At 59.2% G+C, this 16,828-nt stretch carries 20 protein-coding genes; 13 read left to right on the top strand and 7 right to left on the bottom strand.

Annotation, left to right across the window (positions count from 1 at the left end):
* The first annotated feature begins 163 nt into the window (after positions 1 to 163).
* The 3 genes from F8N66_RS02425 (at position 164) to F8N66_RS02415 (ending at position 1,803) form a co-directional block, all read left to right on the top strand.
* Positions 164 to 844 carry an SOS response-associated peptidase gene (locus tag F8N66_RS02425; protein WP_150769211.1) on the top strand — a complete coding sequence of 227 codons (681 nt, stop codon included), beginning with the start codon at positions 164 to 166 and terminating at the stop codon, positions 842 to 844.
* A 256-nt stretch (positions 845 to 1,100) separates the two neighbouring features.
* Positions 1,101 to 1,373 (top strand): hypothetical protein, encoded by a 273-nt coding sequence (locus F8N66_RS02420; protein WP_150768649.1) that lies wholly within the window; start codon positions 1,101 to 1,103, stop codon positions 1,371 to 1,373.
* A gap of 202 nt (positions 1,374 to 1,575) precedes the next feature.
* On the top strand, positions 1,576 to 1,803 hold the full coding sequence (locus F8N66_RS02415; RefSeq protein WP_150768648.1) for a DUF6555 family protein: 228 nt from the start codon (positions 1,576 to 1,578) through the stop codon (positions 1,801 to 1,803).
* 363 nt (positions 1,804 to 2,166) lie between these two features.
* On the opposite strand, the gene F8N66_RS31435 is transcribed toward F8N66_RS02415, so the two are convergent.
* From F8N66_RS31435 to F8N66_RS02400, 3 genes are all read right to left on the bottom strand, one after another.
* Positions 2,167 to 2,313 carry a hypothetical protein gene (locus tag F8N66_RS31435; RefSeq protein ID WP_191622876.1) on the bottom strand — a complete coding sequence of 49 codons (147 nt, stop codon included), beginning with the start codon at positions 2,311 to 2,313 and terminating at the stop codon, positions 2,167 to 2,169.
* A 66-nt stretch (positions 2,314 to 2,379) separates the two neighbouring features.
* Entirely contained in the window at positions 2,380 to 2,691 is a 312-nt protein-coding gene (locus F8N66_RS02405; protein WP_162130447.1) for an AzlD domain-containing protein, read from the bottom strand.
* Entirely contained in the window at positions 2,691 to 3,389 is a 699-nt protein-coding gene (locus tag F8N66_RS02400) for an AzlC family ABC transporter permease (RefSeq protein ID WP_150768646.1), read from the bottom strand. Before F8N66_RS02400 ends, F8N66_RS02405 begins: the two co-directional genes overlap by 1 nt.
* 403 nt (positions 3,390 to 3,792) lie before the next feature.
* Between F8N66_RS02400 and dapA the strand changes: the two genes are divergently transcribed.
* The 3 genes from dapA (at position 3,793) to F8N66_RS02385 (ending at position 6,135) form a co-directional block, all read left to right on the top strand.
* Entirely contained in the window at positions 3,793 to 4,662 is an 870-nt protein-coding gene (gene dapA, locus F8N66_RS02395) for a 4-hydroxy-tetrahydrodipicolinate synthase (RefSeq protein WP_150768645.1), read from the top strand.
* Between the two features lie 60 nt (positions 4,663 to 4,722).
* On the top strand, positions 4,723 to 5,079 hold the full coding sequence (locus tag F8N66_RS02390; protein WP_150768644.1) for a DUF2784 domain-containing protein: 357 nt from the start codon (positions 4,723 to 4,725) through the stop codon (positions 5,077 to 5,079).
* A 138-nt stretch (positions 5,080 to 5,217) separates the two neighbouring features.
* Entirely contained in the window at positions 5,218 to 6,135 is a 918-nt protein-coding gene (locus F8N66_RS02385) for a LysR family transcriptional regulator (protein WP_150768643.1), read from the top strand.
* An 11-nt stretch (positions 6,136 to 6,146) separates the two neighbouring features.
* Here F8N66_RS02385 and F8N66_RS02380 read toward each other — a convergent pair whose 3' ends face one another.
* Complete coding sequence (locus tag F8N66_RS02380) at positions 6,147 to 7,700, bottom strand: sensor domain-containing diguanylate cyclase (protein WP_150768642.1); 1,554 nt, start codon at positions 7,698 to 7,700, stop codon at positions 6,147 to 6,149.
* 160 nt (positions 7,701 to 7,860) lie between these two features.
* Positions 7,861 to 8,388, bottom strand: a complete 528-nt coding sequence (locus tag F8N66_RS02375; RefSeq protein WP_150768641.1) for a DUF3087 domain-containing protein — start codon at positions 8,386 to 8,388, stop codon at positions 7,861 to 7,863.
* A gap of 214 nt (positions 8,389 to 8,602) precedes the next feature.
* Here F8N66_RS02375 and ppnN point away from each other — a divergent pair, with 214 nt between their 5' ends.
* The 3 genes from ppnN (at position 8,603) to F8N66_RS02360 (ending at position 11,324) form a co-directional block, all read left to right on the top strand.
* Positions 8,603 to 9,976: a nucleotide 5'-monophosphate nucleosidase PpnN gene (gene ppnN / locus F8N66_RS02370; RefSeq protein ID WP_150768640.1), complete on the top strand. Its 1,374-nt coding sequence runs from the start codon at positions 8,603 to 8,605 to the stop codon at positions 9,974 to 9,976.
* Positions 9,977 to 10,046: 70 nt separating this feature from the next.
* Positions 10,047 to 10,487: an NUDIX hydrolase gene (locus F8N66_RS02365; protein ID WP_150768639.1), complete on the top strand. Its 441-nt coding sequence runs from the start codon at positions 10,047 to 10,049 to the stop codon at positions 10,485 to 10,487.
* A 96-nt stretch (positions 10,488 to 10,583) separates the two neighbouring features.
* Positions 10,584 to 11,324, top strand: a complete 741-nt coding sequence (locus F8N66_RS02360; RefSeq protein WP_150768638.1) for a response regulator — start codon at positions 10,584 to 10,586, stop codon at positions 11,322 to 11,324.
* Between the two features lie 23 nt (positions 11,325 to 11,347).
* Here F8N66_RS02360 and F8N66_RS02355 read toward each other — a convergent pair whose 3' ends face one another.
* Together F8N66_RS02355 and idi are read right to left on the bottom strand one after the other, a co-directional pair.
* Positions 11,348 to 12,319: a terpene synthase family protein gene (locus F8N66_RS02355; protein WP_224790428.1), complete on the bottom strand. Its 972-nt coding sequence runs from the start codon at positions 12,317 to 12,319 to the stop codon at positions 11,348 to 11,350.
* Positions 12,320 to 12,337: 18 nt separating this feature from the next.
* Positions 12,338 to 12,883 carry an isopentenyl-diphosphate Delta-isomerase gene (gene idi, locus F8N66_RS02350; protein ID WP_150768637.1) on the bottom strand — a complete coding sequence of 182 codons (546 nt, stop codon included), beginning with the start codon at positions 12,881 to 12,883 and terminating at the stop codon, positions 12,338 to 12,340.
* Positions 12,884 to 13,180: 297 nt separating this feature from the next.
* Here idi and F8N66_RS02345 point away from each other — a divergent pair, with 297 nt between their 5' ends.
* From F8N66_RS02345 to F8N66_RS02330, 4 genes are all read left to right on the top strand, one after another.
* Positions 13,181 to 14,116 (top strand): polyprenyl synthetase family protein, encoded by a 936-nt coding sequence (locus tag F8N66_RS02345; RefSeq protein ID WP_150768636.1) that lies wholly within the window; start codon positions 13,181 to 13,183, stop codon positions 14,114 to 14,116.
* 117 nt (positions 14,117 to 14,233) lie between these two features.
* Positions 14,234 to 14,968, top strand: coding sequence for a substrate-binding periplasmic protein (locus tag F8N66_RS02340; RefSeq protein ID WP_150768635.1), 735 nt, complete (start codon positions 14,234 to 14,236; stop codon positions 14,966 to 14,968).
* Positions 14,969 to 15,075: 107 nt separating this feature from the next.
* Positions 15,076 to 15,300 carry a hypothetical protein gene (locus F8N66_RS02335; RefSeq protein WP_150768634.1) on the top strand — a complete coding sequence of 75 codons (225 nt, stop codon included), beginning with the start codon at positions 15,076 to 15,078 and terminating at the stop codon, positions 15,298 to 15,300.
* A gap of 313 nt (positions 15,301 to 15,613) precedes the next feature.
* Positions 15,614 to 16,747: an alpha/beta hydrolase gene (locus tag F8N66_RS02330; protein ID WP_150768633.1), complete on the top strand. Its 1,134-nt coding sequence runs from the start codon at positions 15,614 to 15,616 to the stop codon at positions 16,745 to 16,747.
* The last annotated feature ends 81 nt before the right edge of the window (positions 16,748 to 16,828 follow it).

Genomic DNA, 16,828 nt, shown 5'->3' with positions numbered 1-16,828 from the left:
GGGTGATTTACATAGACCATAACGCTCTTACAATGAGTTATTTAAATTCTATTTTTGCATAAGCTCATCACCCTTCCTGCGCGGTGTTGGCCCTGCAACAGCGGGTCAACAGACTGTTTTCTGGCGTACATCTATGCTGAAAATTCCAGCGGAGGATTCGGTCATGTGCGGACGCCTGTCGCAATACCGGGGCATTCACGATTTCGTCGCGGTGCTGAGCATTCCCGACGCGTTGATCAACCACGTCGGCGATCAGCCTTTGGCGCGCTACAACGCCGCGCCCACCACGCAACTGGCGCTGTTGCATCGCGAAGACGACGGTGTGCATGCCGATTCGCAGCGCTGGGGCTGGCGACCGCACTGGGCGAAGGATCGCGCGGCGCCGATCAATGCGCGGGTCGAGAAAGTGGCCCACGGCCCGTTCTTCCGGGCGATCTGGCCCCACCGCGCAATCTGCCCGGTCGACAACTGGTTCGAGTGGGTCGACGCCGGGGATGGCACCCGGCAGCCCTGGCTGATCCGCCGCCGTGACCGGGGGCCGATTTTCTGTGCGGCGATCGGGCAGTTTCCCATCGGCAGCGCGATGCCCCGGGAGGACGACGGTTTCGTCATCATTACCGCCGACAGCGCGGGCGGCATGGTGGATATCCATGACCGGCGACCGGTGGTGTTATCGGCGCAACTGACGCTGGAATGGCTTGACCCCGCCACGCCCAAAGAGCGCGCCGAACAAATGGTGCTGACGGGAGGAGAGGACAGTGATGTGTTCGAGTGGTACAGGGTTGGCAAGGCGGTTGGCAGTGCCAGGAACCAGGGGCCGGAGTTGATTGAAGAGCTAACTTGAAACGTAATGTCAACCCATCCAATGCTCTATGTAACAAGATTACGGCGAAAAACAGTACAACTACTGTTTCAACTATTTAACACTGATAAGTGTCTTCGCTTCGTGGATTACCGCTTGTCCGACAATCTTGTCGCCATAGATACATTTTCAATGACTACAGCTAGCATTCGCGCCGCCTTCAGAAAGGCTTCATACAGCTGACCAAAGAGTCAGCAATTAAGGACATCCCATACAACAAGCCTTGCAGAGAATCCAATTGCGCAACGATTTTACGAACAATCAAGTCGTGACGCTGGCGTGTGTTTATCTAACAAAGAACGAACACTACCCACTCGACTGTTATATCGGGCAATACATCAATACCCGTAACCTGCGATCCGTCCCGGATATCGACACACTGTTGAGCTCGACCCTGGAAGGCTATCCGGGCCGACCACCGGTGATGGTCAATGAGTTGAATGCCTGGATCGACAAGACCTTGGGTTACCGGGCGGCTCACCCTGATTTTCTGTCGCTGTTAGACGTTTGAGCCTTGTGCGGGGGCTTTCGGCAGAAAGACTGAACGAATCCGCCTTCGCACCACTCTCAAGCGTAGAGGCTCGTTGAGCCTCTTTCTTTTTCAGCCGTACTATTTCTGCACATCCCGTTTATAAAATACGTGCACCGCAGATCTCTCTGAATCCCCTAATCGACTACTGAGCCCATGTTCCGGCTCGCCTCAGGAGGAATACATGAGTGAACTCGTGACTTATGCCGTGCATTACGTTTTTGAGGGTGTGCGCCAGCACTTCTTCAAGTTGGCGGTGAAGTTTTCGGATGGCGAGGCTATTCATTCGGCTGCCATTCATGCTTTTCCCCAGCGTAATCATTCCATGTGCCCAGATATCAGCCTTGAGATTGCCCGTGAGCAGGCGCAGCAACTGGGTATTACGCAGATTCGCTGGAATGAGGCGGTTTGATTGGGTTTGGGGGGAATGATTGCGCTTTTACAGCGGGTCAACCTGGAAGAGCCCCAAGTAACCGAGCGCTCTTGCCCCTTTCGTATTGAGGCCCTGTCCGCGGTCCAAATGTGGGAGCGGGCTTGCTCGCGAAGGGGTCGTGTCAGGCAATACAGGTATCAACTGACACACCGCTTTCGCGAGCAAGCCCGCTCCCACAGGGGATCGGGGGCATCTGGGTAGAAACCGGAGACATCCTTTACGTTTTAAACCGGAGCCCTCGATTACCTGGGGCTCTTACCAAGTGATCCGCTGTAAAGCGCAACCATTAGCTGCCGTTACCGCAGCAATGGGAATTCACACCAAACCGCATTCAAAGAACCTTCAGAACTTACGATCAGGCTCCGACAATTCAGTCCCGTCATCCGGATGCTTCCAGTCCGGCACCGAACGCTTCTGCTGCTCAATCTCTTCTTCCGTAGGCTCATCCACATCTTCGTCCGGGTCCGGACGTTTGGGTTCGTTCGCCATGTTCACCTCTCTTCCTGAAGGGATCGGTCATCCGCTTTAAGCGTAGAACAATTTGCCAACCCCGGTTCACAGCCACCAGCGAAGTAGAAAGAAAAAACCCATGCTTAACAGCATGCTGAGCAAGGTGTTGCGGGTGTACAGCACCAGGCCGACGGCCACCAGCGAACTGATCAGGTAGGGGTTATCCCATTGCAGGTTCAGCTGTTTCTCGGGCATGAACACAATCGGCCCGCAGATCGCGGTCAACATGCCTGGCACGGCGAAGCCGAGGAACTGCCGGGCATTGCTGCTCAGGCGCACCGGCAGTCGTGGCTCTAGAAAGACATAGCGGTTGAGGAACACCAACACGCCCATGCCGATAATCACCGCCCAGACCATCATGTGCGCGCTCCCCAGAACTTGTTGCAGACAAACCCGGCGGTCATGCCCGCCAACCCCGACAGCACCAGCGCCGAACCCCATTGCCAATAGCTGAACAGCACCGAGCAGAACAGCGACACCGCGACGCAGACCACGGTCGGCACATTGCGCACCACCGGGGTGATCAGGGCGATGAAAGTGGCGGCGATGGAGAAATCCAGCCCCAGATGCTCAAGGCCCGGAATGCTACTGCCGAGCACGATCCCGGCCAGGGTGAACAGGTTCCAGGCGATGTAGAACGTCAGGCCCACGCCCAGGGCATACCAGCGATCGAACTGTTGCTTGTCGTGCTGGCTGGTCAGGGCGAACAGCTCATCGGTGAGCAGGAAACCCAACCCCACCCGCCAACGCCCCGGCAAGGGCGAGATCACCGACCGCATGCTCATCCCGTAGAGCAAATGCTGGGACGTCAGCAGCAAGGTGGTCAGCAGGATCGAAAAGATCCCCGCCCCGCCCTTGAGCATGCCGATGGCCACCAGTTGCGCGGCGCCGGCAAAAACGATGCTCGACAAGCCCTGGCCTTGCAGGGGTGTGAGATTGGCTTCGATGGCCATGGAACCGGCCAGCAAGCCCCAGGGCGCGGTCGCGAGGGACAGCGGCATGATCGCCGCGGCGCCGCGCAGGAACGCGGTGCGCGGCAAATGTGAGTTGGACATAACGCTCTACAACCAGGAGAAAGACCCGAGACTTTGCCAGCCGCCGCAGCCAATGGCTTGAACAATCTTGCGCATATTACCTGTCATCGACTACCCGCTTTGCTGATTTTGCTGATTGACAAATACCGCGCCGGCTTTTAAAACTGGGCGCCTCATTCAGGGTGTAAGTAAAAATGTCCGCAACCTTCAACCTCAACACTGTCGTCATTGGCTTGATTGCCAAGGCGCAAGGTTGCGTTGCGCACGCCCTCAAATCGAAGAAACAGTCGCTCATGTGACCGGGGCGCGCTGTCCCGTCAGATGAGCTGACAGGACATTGAGCGCGACGGACCACACGCCCCTTGCTCGCATCCTTCTACGCTCCTGACGGTGACGAAATCGGTCAACCATCAGGAGAAAGTGCATGTCATCGTTCCAAGGTATCTGGGTTCCCCTCGTCACGCCGTTCCACAACGGTGCCATCGATTTCGTCGGCCTGCGGCGGCTGGTCAGCCATTTGCTGGAACAAGGCGTCGACGGCCTGATTGTCTGCGGCACCACCGGCGAACCGGCCGCCATGGCCAAGCATGAGCAACTGGCGGTGCTCGATGCCGTACTGGAACAGGTGCCGGCGCATCGCGTGGTCATGGGCCTGGCCGGGAACAACCTGAGCGAGTTGTTGCAATTCCAGGGCGAAATCCTCAAGCGTCCGCTCGCCGGGTTGCTGGTGCCGCCGCCGTATTACATCCGCCCGTCCCAGGCGGGGCTCGAAGCGTTTTTCAACACCGTGGCCGATGCTTCCAGCGTGCCGCTGATTCTCTACGACATCCCCTACCGCACCGGCGTGGCCTTCGAGCAGGCGACCCTGCTCGACATCGTCGCCCACGAGCGCATCGTCGCGATCAAGGACTGCGGCGGCAACCTGGGCAACACCCTCGCGCTGCTGTCCAGCGGCCAGGTCGATGTGCTGTGCGGCGAAGACAACCAGATCTTCAGCGCCTTGTGCCTGGGCGCCACAGGGGCGATCGCCGCGTCGGCCCATGTGCATCCCGAGCGCTTTGTCACGCTGTACCGGCAGATCCGCGACAACCAGTTGGCCGCCGGCCGTCGCACCTTCTTCGAACTGCTGCCGTTGATTCAAAGCCTGTTCATCGAACCCAATCCCGCTCCGGTCAAGACCGCCCTGGCCCTTGAGGGCCTGATCGGCGATGAACTGCGCGCGCCGATGCAACGCAGCAGCGAGGCCATGGTGGCGCGTTTAAAGACGGTACTCGGCGCGCTGAACAATCGATAGAGCGCCAGCCACCCGCCCGCGTACCATGCAGTGATTCGCCTGACGCCCGCGGGGGTCGCCATGCTCTACCGTATCGCCGCCGATGGGCTGGTGCTGTTTCATCTGTCGTTCATTGTGTTCGTGGTGTTCGGCGGGCTGCTGGTGCTGAAATGGCGCCGCGCGATCTGGTGCCACCTGCCTGCCGCCGCCTGGGGTGTGGCGGTGGAACTGTTCCACCTGCCCTGCCCGCTGACCCGCTGGGAAAACCTGATGCGCCACGCCGCCGGACAAAGCGGCTACGGCGCCGGGTTCATCGAACATTACGTGTGGCCGGTGATTTATCCGGCCGGGCTGACGCCGGCCATTCAACTGTGGCTGGCCGGTTTGGTGCTGGTGGTCAACGCATTGGTCTATCTTCGAGTGATCAGGGCACCGTGAAAATTGTCCGAACGCAACCCGGTAGGAGCGAAGCTTGCTCGCGATGGACTTCCAGACAACGCGCTCATTCAGGCTGCACCCGTTATCGTTGACGTCCATCGCGAGCAAGCTTCGCTCCTACACAAGGATTGGATAAACATGCTGTCGATTGAAGACCTGGCCTTGCTCGAAGCCATTCGCGAAACCGGCAGCCTGTCACGGGCCGCGGTCCGGCTCGGCAAGGCGCCGTCCACGGTGTCCTACGCCGCGCGGCAACTGGAGGAGCGTTTCGATGCGTTGCTGTTCGACCGCCGTCGCTATCGCCTGCAACTGACCCCGGCCGGCGAGTTGCTGGTCAACGAGGCGTCGCGGCTGATGGAAGACGTCTCGCGCCTGACCCAGCGGGTGCAGCAAGTGGCCAATGGCTGGGAGAGTCGCTTGTGGATCGCCACCGATGAACTGCTGGAGTTCGAAAGCCTGCTGCCGATGATCCAGGCATTCGATGCCCTGGGTTCCGGCGTGCCGCTGCGGGTCACCCACGAAGTGCTCAAAGGCGTCTGGGAAGCCCTGCGCGAAGGCCGCGCCGACCTGGTCATCGGCGCCACCAACGAACCGCCGGCGATCCCGTCATTGCGCTGGATGCAGCTGGGGGAAATGGAATGGGTGTTCGCCGTGTCGCCCAGGCATCCGCTGGCCAAGGCCAGGGAGCCGATTTCCCGGGCGACCGTGACGCAGCATCGGGCGATCGTGGTGGCCGACTCGGCCAGGACCACCGAGGGCCGGACCTATGGCGTCTCTGGCGGGCAGCCGGTCATGGCGGTGCCGACCATGCGCGCGAAAATTCTCGCCCAGTGTGCCGGCCTGGGCGTGGGCTGGTTGCCGAGGCATCGGGTGGGGTCGTTATTGACCAACGGCACGCTGATTGAAAAACAGATGGTCGACCCCCGCGAACCGAACGTGCTGTACGCCGGTTGGCGCGGCGACCAGGATGGCCGCGCCTTGAACTGGTGGCTGGAACAGCTCAAGCAGCCAAGCCTTGCCAACCGGCTGGTGCAGGGCATCGACCTGTTCGTTTGAACGGGCGCCGGTCAGTTGGCAATCACGCTCATGTTGCGGCCGCTGGCCTTGGCCACGTACAGCGCCTTGTCCGCCGCCCCGATCAAATCCTCGGTTGCGCTTTGTGACGCCGGGTCGTAGCCGCACACGCCGACGCTGACCGTGATCACGCCCTCCGGGCTTTCACTGTGCGCAAGGCCGGCCGCCAACACCGCGCGACGGATTTTTTCCGCCACCAGGAAGGCCCCCACGTAGTCGGTGCCGGGCAATACCACGGCAAACTCTTCGCCACCAAAACGCGCGGCCAGGTCGCCGGGGCGCTTGATATGGTCGGTGATGATGGCCGCGATGCTGCGCAAGCACGCATCACCGGCCAGATGGCCGTAGTGATCGTTGAACGCCTTGAAATGATCGACATCGATCATCAGCAGCGCGAGGCCGCTCAGGTTGCGCCTTGCGCGGCCCGTCTCGGCCTGGATGAACAGGTCGAACTGGCGGCGATTGGCCAGCCCGGTGAGCGCATCCTCCAGCGCCAGCAACTCCAGGTTGCGATTGAGCTCCAGGAGCTTTTCCTGGGACCCGAGCAACTCGACCTGAATGCGGTTCTGCTGCTTCATCAACTTGATCAGGCGATAACCCAGCACGCCCAGGAAACCGAGCAGCAACGACACGATCAGCGCACTGAGCATCGATTCCTTGCGCCAGCTGCCCAGCACTTCTTCCTTGTTCAGCGCGGCAAAGACGATCAGCGGATAACCCTCGACCCGGCGATAACCCACCACCCGCTCGACGCCATCAATGATCGACTTGATCGTCGCCGTGCCGGCGCTGGCTTGCGGCAGCAACTGGGTAAACAGCTGGCTCTTGGCCAGGCTGCTGCCGATGTCCGCTTCGTTGAACGGCCGACGCACGACAATGCTGGCATCGTCGGCGATCAGGTTGATCACGCCGTTTTTGCCCATGTCGATGCTGTCGTAGAGCTGCAGGAAGTGCGAGAGATAGATCGTCGCCAGCGCCACGCCGGCAAAGCGGCCGTCGGGGTGATTGACCCGCCGCGACACGGTCATGATCCATTCGCCGCTGGAACGGCTTTTGATCGACGGGCCGATGTGCGGGCCACGATCCGGATGATCGCGGTGATAGATGAAATATTCGCGGTCGGAATTGTTGGCGACGCCGACCTCGGCACCATTGGAATTGGCCACCCACTGCCCGGTTTCGTCATACACGAACAGGCCATGGATCTGGCTCAGCTCACTGCGCTGGGCGCTGAGCAGGCGTTGCAGGCGATGCAGCCGGGCCCCTTCAATACCGTCGTTTTCCAGGCGATCGACCAGGCTGAACAGCAGCGTATCGGCTTGCTTGATCGACGCCTGCGCCTGTGACGCCAGGGTCTGCGCCAGGTTGGACATCGCCACCTGCTTGTCATGCAGATGGTACTGGCGCGAACTCCAGGCCTGCCAGGTGACGATCACCGCCATCGACAGGCACACGGCAACCAGCAGCGTGACTGCCGAGCGCACCTTGAGCCTGGCGACGGCTGGCCGGTTTTTCTCGATACGGTCGTAAATGGCCGGATGCCCCATGACGCTCCTCCTTGATGTTGAACGTGTTCCCCCTGTAGGAGCGAGCTCTGCTCGCGATGGTCGTCAACGATAACGAGTCCCGTCTGATTGAACGCATTATCGTTGACGACCATCGCGAGCAGAGCTCGCTCCTACAGTCAAAGCGATAAAACTACCAATACTAGCCCGATGTCCGCTTCACGGCTTCCAGCCACGCCGGATCCAGTCGCGGCTGGTCAGGATCAATCCCCAACGCTTGCATCCGTGCCTCATGCTGTTCCATTTCCCGACGCAATTGCCCATGGTCGCTGGAGTTCCCGTCCAGTTGGTGCATCTGGCTCAATCCCAGGTGGTAGAAACGCAGCAGCTTCATGGCGCCCGGATCACCGCCTTCCACGGCCGCCGTCACGTGGTGCATCACGTTGGTCACGCTCATCAGGTTGCGCTTGAGCTGCCAGCTGTAGACCGCCGGCGCCATCCACGCCTGGGTCCAGAACACCTTGCGCATCAACGCCGCCATCACCAGCACCGCGGCAAACACGCCGCCGATGTTGAAACGCAGGTTGTCCCCGCCCGGCTCCCCGAACAATGCCACTGCCGTGGTCGACAGCACCATCGCCAGCGCCAGGAAAATCAGCGCGATCATCAGCGTGCTGCGCCGCGTCTGTTGCCGATAGCGTTCGGCGTTCATCGGCTGGATTTCAAACATTACGTCGGGTTTCCTTCAATCGTAGGCAAAAACAGTGCGGGCATTATCGCCTCTGCGAGGGATTTAGCTATGCTGGAGCTCCTTTTCATCTTTTCATCGTCACACGGGGACATGGCGAGACCGCGCAGTTCGTGCCATCTTCTTTCATGGATACACACTATTCGGATGCCCTTCGTTGTTTCTTCAGGAATGGCATCGTTTTAAGGATCATTGAATGACCCAACGACAAGTAATCAACGCTTCGGTCAGCCCGAAAGGCAGCCTGGAAACACTCTCCCAACGGGAAGTCCAGCAACTGAGCGAAGCCGGATCCGGCAGCACCTACGACATCTTCCGCCAATGCGCCCTGGCCATCCTCAACACCGGCGCCCACGTCGATAACGCCAAGACCATCCTCGAAGCCTACAAGGACTTCGAAATCCGCATTCACCAACAAGACCGCGGCGTACGCCTGGAACTGCTGAACGCCCCGGCCGACGCCTTCGTCGACGGCGAAATGATCGCCAGCACCCGTGAAATGCTGTTCAGCGCCCTGCGCGACATCGTCTACACCGAAAACGAACTCGACAGCCAACGCATCGACCTGAGCACCTCCCAGGGCATCAGCGACTACGTGTTCCACCTGCTGCGCAACGCCCGCACCCTGCGCCCGGGCGTCGAGCCGAAGATCGTGGTGTGCTGGGGCGGCCACTCGATCAACACCGAAGAATACAAATACACCAAGAAGGTCGGCCACGAACTGGGCCTGCGCAGCCTGGATGTGTGCACCGGGTGCGGCCCCGGCGTGATGAAAGGCCCGATGAAAGGCGCCACCATCGCCCACGCCAAACAGCGCATCCACGGTGGTCGCTACCTCGGCCTGACCGAGCCCGGGATCATCGCCGCCGAGGCGCCGAACCCGATCGTCAACGAACTGGTGATCCTGCCGGACATCGAAAAACGCCTGGAAGCCTTCGTCCGCGTCGGCCACGGCATCATCATCTTCCCGGGCGGCGCCGGTACCGCCGAAGAGTTCCTGTACCTGCTCGGCATCCTGATGCACCCGGACAACGAAGGCCTGCCCTTCCCCGTCATCCTCACCGGGCCGAAACATGCCGCGCCCTACTTGGAGCAACTCGACGCCTTCGTCGGCGCCACCCTGGGCGACGCGGCCAAGCGGCACTACCAGATCATCATCGACGATCCGGCGGAAGTCGCCCGGCAGATGACCCTGGGCCTGAAAGCCGTCAAACAGTTCCGCCGCGAGCGCAACGACGCGTTCCACTTCAACTGGCTGCTGAAAATCGACGAAGGCTTCCAGCGCCCGTTCGACCCGACCCACGAAAACATGGCCAACCTCAAGCTCAGCCGCGACCTGCCGGCCCATGAGCTGGCCGCCAACCTGCGCCGCGCGTTTTCCGGGATCGTCGCCGGTAACGTCAAGGACAAGGGCATCCGCCTGATCGAACAACACGGGCCTTACCAGATCCGTGGCGATGCCGCGGTCATGCAGCCGCTGGATCAACTGCTCAAGGCCTTCGTCGCCCAGCACCGGATGAAACTGCCCGGTGGCGCGGCGTATGTGCCGTGTTATCGAGTGGTTGCCTGATCGCTAACGGATGGACACACGAGCCGAAGCGATTGCTTCGGCTCTTTGCTTCAAGGGACAGAGAAAAACCATGCGCCAACGCAATGCCGCCAAACTGCTCGTCATCAATCCTGCCCGTGAAGTCCTGTTGTTTCGCTTCCAGCACAAGGGCGACGCCCTGGACGGAAGCGACCATTGGGCCGCGCCCGGTGGCGGGCTGGAAGCGGGTGAAACCTTTGAAGCCGCGGCGGTCCGTGAACTGCTTGAAGAAACCGGCCTGCGCGTCGATAACGTGGGGGCTTGCGTGACAGAGCGCAGTTTCTCGATGATGCTGCCCAGTGGCGAAACGGTGTGGTCGGTGGAGCGCTACTTCGTCGTCCACACCCAGGATACCCAGCTGTCCCGGGAGGGCTGGACGGCTGATGAAATGCGGGTGATGACCGACCATAAATGGTGGTCCGTTGCCGAGTTGCAGAGTACGACGCAGACGGTGTGGCCGGAGCGGTTGATCGAGATGCTGGGGAAGGCTTGAGGATTGGCTGGCTGGCAGGCCGCCAAGACAACACGCAAAAAAAAACCAAAGCGTCCATAGAATGCACAATACGCGAATAACAATGAGGATCGACCCATGGACCACGTCAACCACATCCTGATCGTCGACGACGATCGCGAAATTCGCGAACTGGTCGGCAACTACCTGAAAAAAAACGGCCTGCGCACCACCGTCGTCGCCGACGGGCGGCAAATGCGCAGCTTCCTGGAAGCCAACCAGGTCGACCTGATCGTGCTCGACATCATGCTCCCCGGCGATGACGGCCTGGTGCTGTGCCGCGAATTGCGTTCGGGCAAGCACAAAGCCACGCCGATCCTCATGCTCACCGCGCGCAACGACGAAACCGACCGCATCCTGGGCCTGGAAATGGGCGCCGACGACTACCTCACCAAGCCTTTCGCCGCCCGTGAACTGCTGGCGCGGATCAACGCCGTGCTGCGCCGCACCCGCATGCTGCCGCCCAACCTGCTGGTCACCGAAAGCGGCCGGATGCTGGCCTTCGGCCGCTGGCGCCTGGACACCACCGCCCGCCACTTGCTGGACGAAGACGGCACCCTGGTGGCCCTCAGCGGCGCCGAATACCGCCTGCTGCGGGTGTTCCTCGATCACCCGCAACGGGTGTTGAGCCGCGACCAGCTGCTCAACCTGACCCAGGGCCGCGACGCCGACCTGTACGACCGCTCCATCGACCTGCTGGTGAGCCGCCTGCGTCAACGTTTAAAAGATGACTCGCGGGAAGCGGCCTACATCAAGACCGTACGCAGCGAGGGATACGTGTTCTCCTTCCCGGTGGAAATGCTCGATGCGCAGGCGTGAGCCTTGGCAGGAAGTGCGTGGGTTTATTGCTGAAAACGAATCTCCCGATAGCGCGGGACAGCCAGGTGCCAGCCCAGGTTGCCCTGCCATTGCCACTTGAAGGCTTCGGCACAGCGCATGACCTGCTCGCGTAAAACACCGTCACAGTGGAACCGTTCCAGTTCGACAGGTAACCGGGCCTGAACCTCAAGAAACTGTTCGACCCAGCCCTCGATGCGACCACTCACCTCTGCCGCCGCTTCGTCAGGGGAATAACCTCGATGGTGCCTCAGGTGAGTCAGCAGGTTGTAAACGTCTTCATCGGGGTTTTCCATGATGCTGAAAGACAGCAGATCGTTGACGGCCTTGAGCAGGTTCAGGGTCAACCTGCGCAGTTCCTGCCACACCGGGCTGTAGTAAATAGAGGATGGCAATTGCACCTGTGTCGCGAAGTAAGTGAACTCGACACACACCTGAAAACCGCCGGCATTGCGCCAGACACTTTCGTAGTCCTGGGTTGAAGGCTGTGTTCCTTCAAGACGATGCATCGCAGCGCTCAGGCATGGATAGAGATAACTGGCGTACTGTTCGAGCGTGCGTTGCGTCCACTGTGCCGACATGCCAGCGTTTGCCGCACGACGGAAAATCTGCGCCAATCCACTCGCGAGTGCTCCGCCAGGCTTGCCTGCGATATCGGATACAGCGTCATACACCTCGCGAATCGCACTTTCCAATGCTTCAGGCGCCCGGCTTAGATCTTCGTCGGCCAAATCATCCTGACAGCTGAACCAGCCTGTCAGGTCGGAAAGCACATACAAGGTGTCGCGGGTTGCGTAAGGCCACATGAAGCCTGCGTACTTGCCCGGCATGTAGATATCCAGCTGATGGCTGGCATGTGCGCCAGCCTCCAGCCCGAGTTCTTGCAGCCATTGGCGCGTGTGTAACTCCGCATCGTTGGCATAGGGGCTCAGGGTAATGGAGAGATTCTGCAAGGATGCTGGAAGTGCGTTTCTCACTGGACCCTCCTCAGGTCATCAAGGCGAACCCACAAGCGTTTTCCAGGTGCCTATTCCCGCGACACCTTGTTGCTGGAGAATTGTCCGGAACCACACGGTATATCCACCAGGTTCAGCCCTCACATCGCGCTCGATATCGGTCAGCGCGACCCATTTCCAGTCGAGTGCTTCCTCTGGATTGGCGACCGGATCCACGCGGCTGAGTCCGACATAAACATGATCGTATTCATGCTCGATCAGTTCATTGGAAACCTGTTCGCGATAGACGAAAGCGGTGACTTCGATCATCGGCTGGCAATCGAGGCCCATTTCTTCACTCAATCGGCGTTTGGCCGCTGCACGGGTGGCTTCACCATGGCGTGGATGACCGCAACAGGTATTGGTCCAGAGACCCGCAGAGTGATACTTGCCCAGCGCTCGCTGCTGCAGCAGAAGACGCCCCTTTTCGTCAAAAATGAATATCGAAAAGGCGCGGTGCAAAAGCCCTTCGCGATGAACCCGCATCTTCGGCGCATGGCCGGTCGGGTTATCCCGGGCATCAACAAGGATGAGTTGTTCTTCCATGGCGAGGCTCCAGAGTAATGCCTTCGCTACTGGACGAGATGATTGACCAGACTTCGTAGTGACTACATCGGCAAGTAACAAAGATAGTCAAAAACTGCATTGCACATCGAGAATTGCCAGAACCCGCTTGTCGATATAACGGTCAGGGCAAGTGTTATATCCATTACGTCTATTCGTGCATGGCAGAGCACAACGCCATGGCTATCCTTTCGCTAACCGGCCTATTCTGCGGTACAGCCTCAATGACAAATTCAGCCAGACGTGTGCAGTTGGCGACCACCCTCAGGTATAGCTGCCATGTCACTGTCACACGCCACTCAATACGCCTCGGCCAAATCAAGCTGGGCTTCTCCCTTCGAGTATCAGGAGCAGCATGCCGGCAAGAAAGTCCGAACGGATCTGACCCTTGCGCTGGCTGCCTTGTATCGCGTCGCCCCCTCAACCGCGCAAGTTCTCTGCCATGTCGTAGAGAAGTTCAATACCGCTTCACTGGTGCATGATGACATTGTCGATCAGGACCTGATGAGACGCGGAGCGCCCTCCGTCTGGGTTAAATACGGTGTGGGCACTGCCCTGATTTCGGGCATGTACGGGTATATCCACGGACTTCAAAAACTGGGTGGACTCCATAACATTGACCTGATGGACGCTGGTCTGAAAAGTCTTGAAGCGTTGCACGTCGGGCAATACCTGGACACCCAAGTGAGTGATGGCACGGTATTGCCGACATTGGAGGAATATCGCTTTATTGCCCAAACCAACACCGGATGCTTTTTTTTGTTCATTCTTGAGTCACTCCAGCGCCTGCATGCATTGGACAAGTGCATCTATTCAGAACTCAAGGCGATGATGATCGAACTGGCGGTCTATTACCGCTACGTCAATGACTATTGCGACATCAACCATATTCCGCACTTCCAGAAAAAAGGTTTCGCGCCCGATCTTGAGGGCGGCCCGAAATCCTTCCTCATGATTCTTGCCAACACAGCACTGCCGAAGCAGAAAAGGACCGACCAGCAAAAGCGCCAGATCATTCTTGAGTTCGGTCGCGCCGGTGTATTTTCTGCCGCGATAGCGGTCATGGAAGGCAGCTTCAAGCAAATGCAGCGGTCCCTCGAGGCGATTCGAAATCTATCGCCGGATCAAAATTTCGCTCCGCTGGAAGTCTTCTTGCAGAACGTGCATTTTCAGCAAAACCCCGCGGACAATTTTTACGAAAACCTGAACACGTGAAAGATAACGACCCGCCCCATAAATCCTCATCTCTGACACAAAAGCCCCGGAGATAGTCCGGGACAGTGGCACTGTGCCTGTACTAAGATTTGCCCTTGAATTCATCAAGGACGATTCATGAAGCGCTTTGCCGGTTGCCTGCTGTCGTTCCTGGCGCTCAATGCGCTGGCGGCCGATCTGAACCTGCTCACCGACAACCATCCGCCCCTGCATTTCCAGCAAGGTGGCCAACTGGTGGGATTCGGTGTGGAGGTGGTGCAGGCGCTGGCCGAACGTACCGGCGATCACGTGAACCTGCAACAAGTGCCCTTGCTGCGGGCCTTGCACGTGGCCAGCAGCGAACCCGCCACCGGGGTGTTTACGGTCCTGCGCACGCCCGAGCGCGATGGCCAGTACCAGTGGGTCGGGCCGTTGCTGGAAGTGGAAACCGCGCTGTACTCGGCCGACAGCGCCAGGTCGCCGGTGCGCAGTTTGTCCGAAGCCGCCAGCCTGGGCCGGATTGTCGTGCCGCGTAAATGGCTGGTCTACAGCTACCTGCAGCAACAGGGGCTGATCAACCTGTACGGCGTTGCCTCACCCGAACAGATGATGCGCCTGGCGCGCATGGGCCGTACCGACTTCGTGGTGGCCGATACCCTGTCCATTGCGGCCCTGGCCCGCGAAGAAGGCCTGGCACCCAGTCATTTGCATTACCAGATGCCACTGATGCGCCAGGGCAGTTACATCGCGTTTTCCCCGCAGACCGATGCGCGCCAGGTCCAACGCTGGCAACAGGCGCTGGACGAGATGACCCGCGATGGCCGCCTGGAGCAGATCAAGCAACGCTGGCTCAGTGACATCCCGCCCCGCTGAGCATGCATCATCGTCCTCGATAACAACTATGCGTAAGGGTGTTTTCTCATCGCGACGCTCCAGCACTACAGTGGCCACACCTTCTCCCCACGCTCTGGAGCAACATCATGAAAAGCATCATCGGTATCGGTTTCGCCCTTTCGGTCCTTGGCGCCACTTCCGCCATCGCCGCCCCTCATGCCACCACGCCCATCGTCGCAGCGGCCACCTCCAGCCAACCGGCCACGCTGAACGTGAACACTGTCAGCATTGACCGTCAGGACACTCAGAAAGCAAAACTCTACGTCGCGGAAAACCGTCCTGAGTTTGGCTCCAAATATCAGCGCTATTGATTATCGGCCTTGGGCTGCTTCAAACGGGAAACCCCGGATAGATCTGGTCTATCCGGGGTTTCTTCATTTTTCGGGTTCATTGAAAGTAAACTGAATTCGCGCAACAGTGGAGTTTGTACATTTTGATCTTTACAAAGCCGATCAAACTCTCTCTGAACAACTGACATTGTTTTTGGGCTTTAACCACACCGTTAGCCTCTTAGTTTTAACCTCGTAACACCATGTTTTTGAAATGATTTTTGCCTACCACAGTTCTAAATCCTATCGATAAGATCCGGCCGCTTATAACCGAAATCCTATTGAAGGAAACAGCATGAATAATTACAAGAAGATCACACTCAGGATTATGACGGCCCTGCTGCCGCTGGCCATTACGGCCCCGGCAACCGCGCAGGACAAGACCTGGAGTCAATTGATCGACTACCCCGCGCTTGAACGCGCGCAAAGTGAAGCCAATTCACAACCGGGACCACGTCACGTGCCCGCAAAGACCATTCCGTTGCCGTCCACCGTAAGTCCGCGCCTGAGCGAAATGGTGTCGGCGCCTTATCAATACCCGAAATGGACAGGCAACCACCCCCAGGACACGAATGACTGGAAGCCTTTTGTCGCCACGCTGGCGGCGGATATCGTTGCCAGGCTCGGGGCACTGCGCGATCGTCTTGGGGTGACCATTGAACCGGCGACTATGGGTGGCGTCCCGGTGTTCGTCCTGCAGCGTCGCGTACCGGCGGCCGAGCACCGCAATCGAGTGCTGCTCTACATCCATGGCGGGGGCTTCTTGTTCAACCCTGGCGAATCCGGAACGATGGAAGCCACACTGATCGCCGGCCTGGAAGGGTTCAAGGTCGTGTCGGTTGACTACCGGATGATTCCGGATTTTCCGGCTCCCGCCGCGCTAGATGACGTCACAGCGGTCTACAAAGCGCTGCTCTCTCAATACGACGCCGATCGAATTGGCGTCGTGGGGACCTCGGCCGGGGGTAATCTGACGTTGGCACTCATGCACCGGGCGAAAGCCGAGAGGCTACCTCTGCCTGCGGCAATTGCGCCAGCTACGCCCTGGGCCGATCTCACCGAAGAAGGGGGGGGCGACACCATGGAAACTCTCGAATGGGTGGACAACACACTGGTCAGCTACAAGGGTTATCTGAGTGACGCCGCCCCTGCCTATGCCAATGGGCAAGACATGGTTGATCCCTTCCTGTCGCCTCTGCGCGGCAACTTCACTGATTTCCCACCCACGATCCTGACCAGCGGCACACGGGATCTGTTTCTGAGCCAGACGGTGCTGACGCATCGCAAACTTCGCCGGGCCGGGGTCGAGGCACAACTGCATGTGTTCGAAGGCATGTCGCATGCGCAACACATGGACGCTGATGCCCCGGAAGCGAAAGAGGCGTACATGGAAATTTCATCGTTCTTCGATAAACATTTGCGACGCTGACAAAGGATTGATGCATCCGGCAATCCCCATGGAAGCCGGCAGGCCGGCGATAGCGGTGGGTCAATCCACACCGTTATCGCC

It is taken from the genome of Pseudomonas fluorescens, from assembly GCF_902498195.1.
GTDB classification, from domain to species: Bacteria; Pseudomonadota; Gammaproteobacteria; order Pseudomonadales; family Pseudomonadaceae; genus Aquipseudomonas; species Aquipseudomonas fluorescens_BU.
The sequence above is the reverse complement of the archived record's forward strand: the minus strand, read 5'-3'. Positions and strand labels throughout refer to the sequence as shown.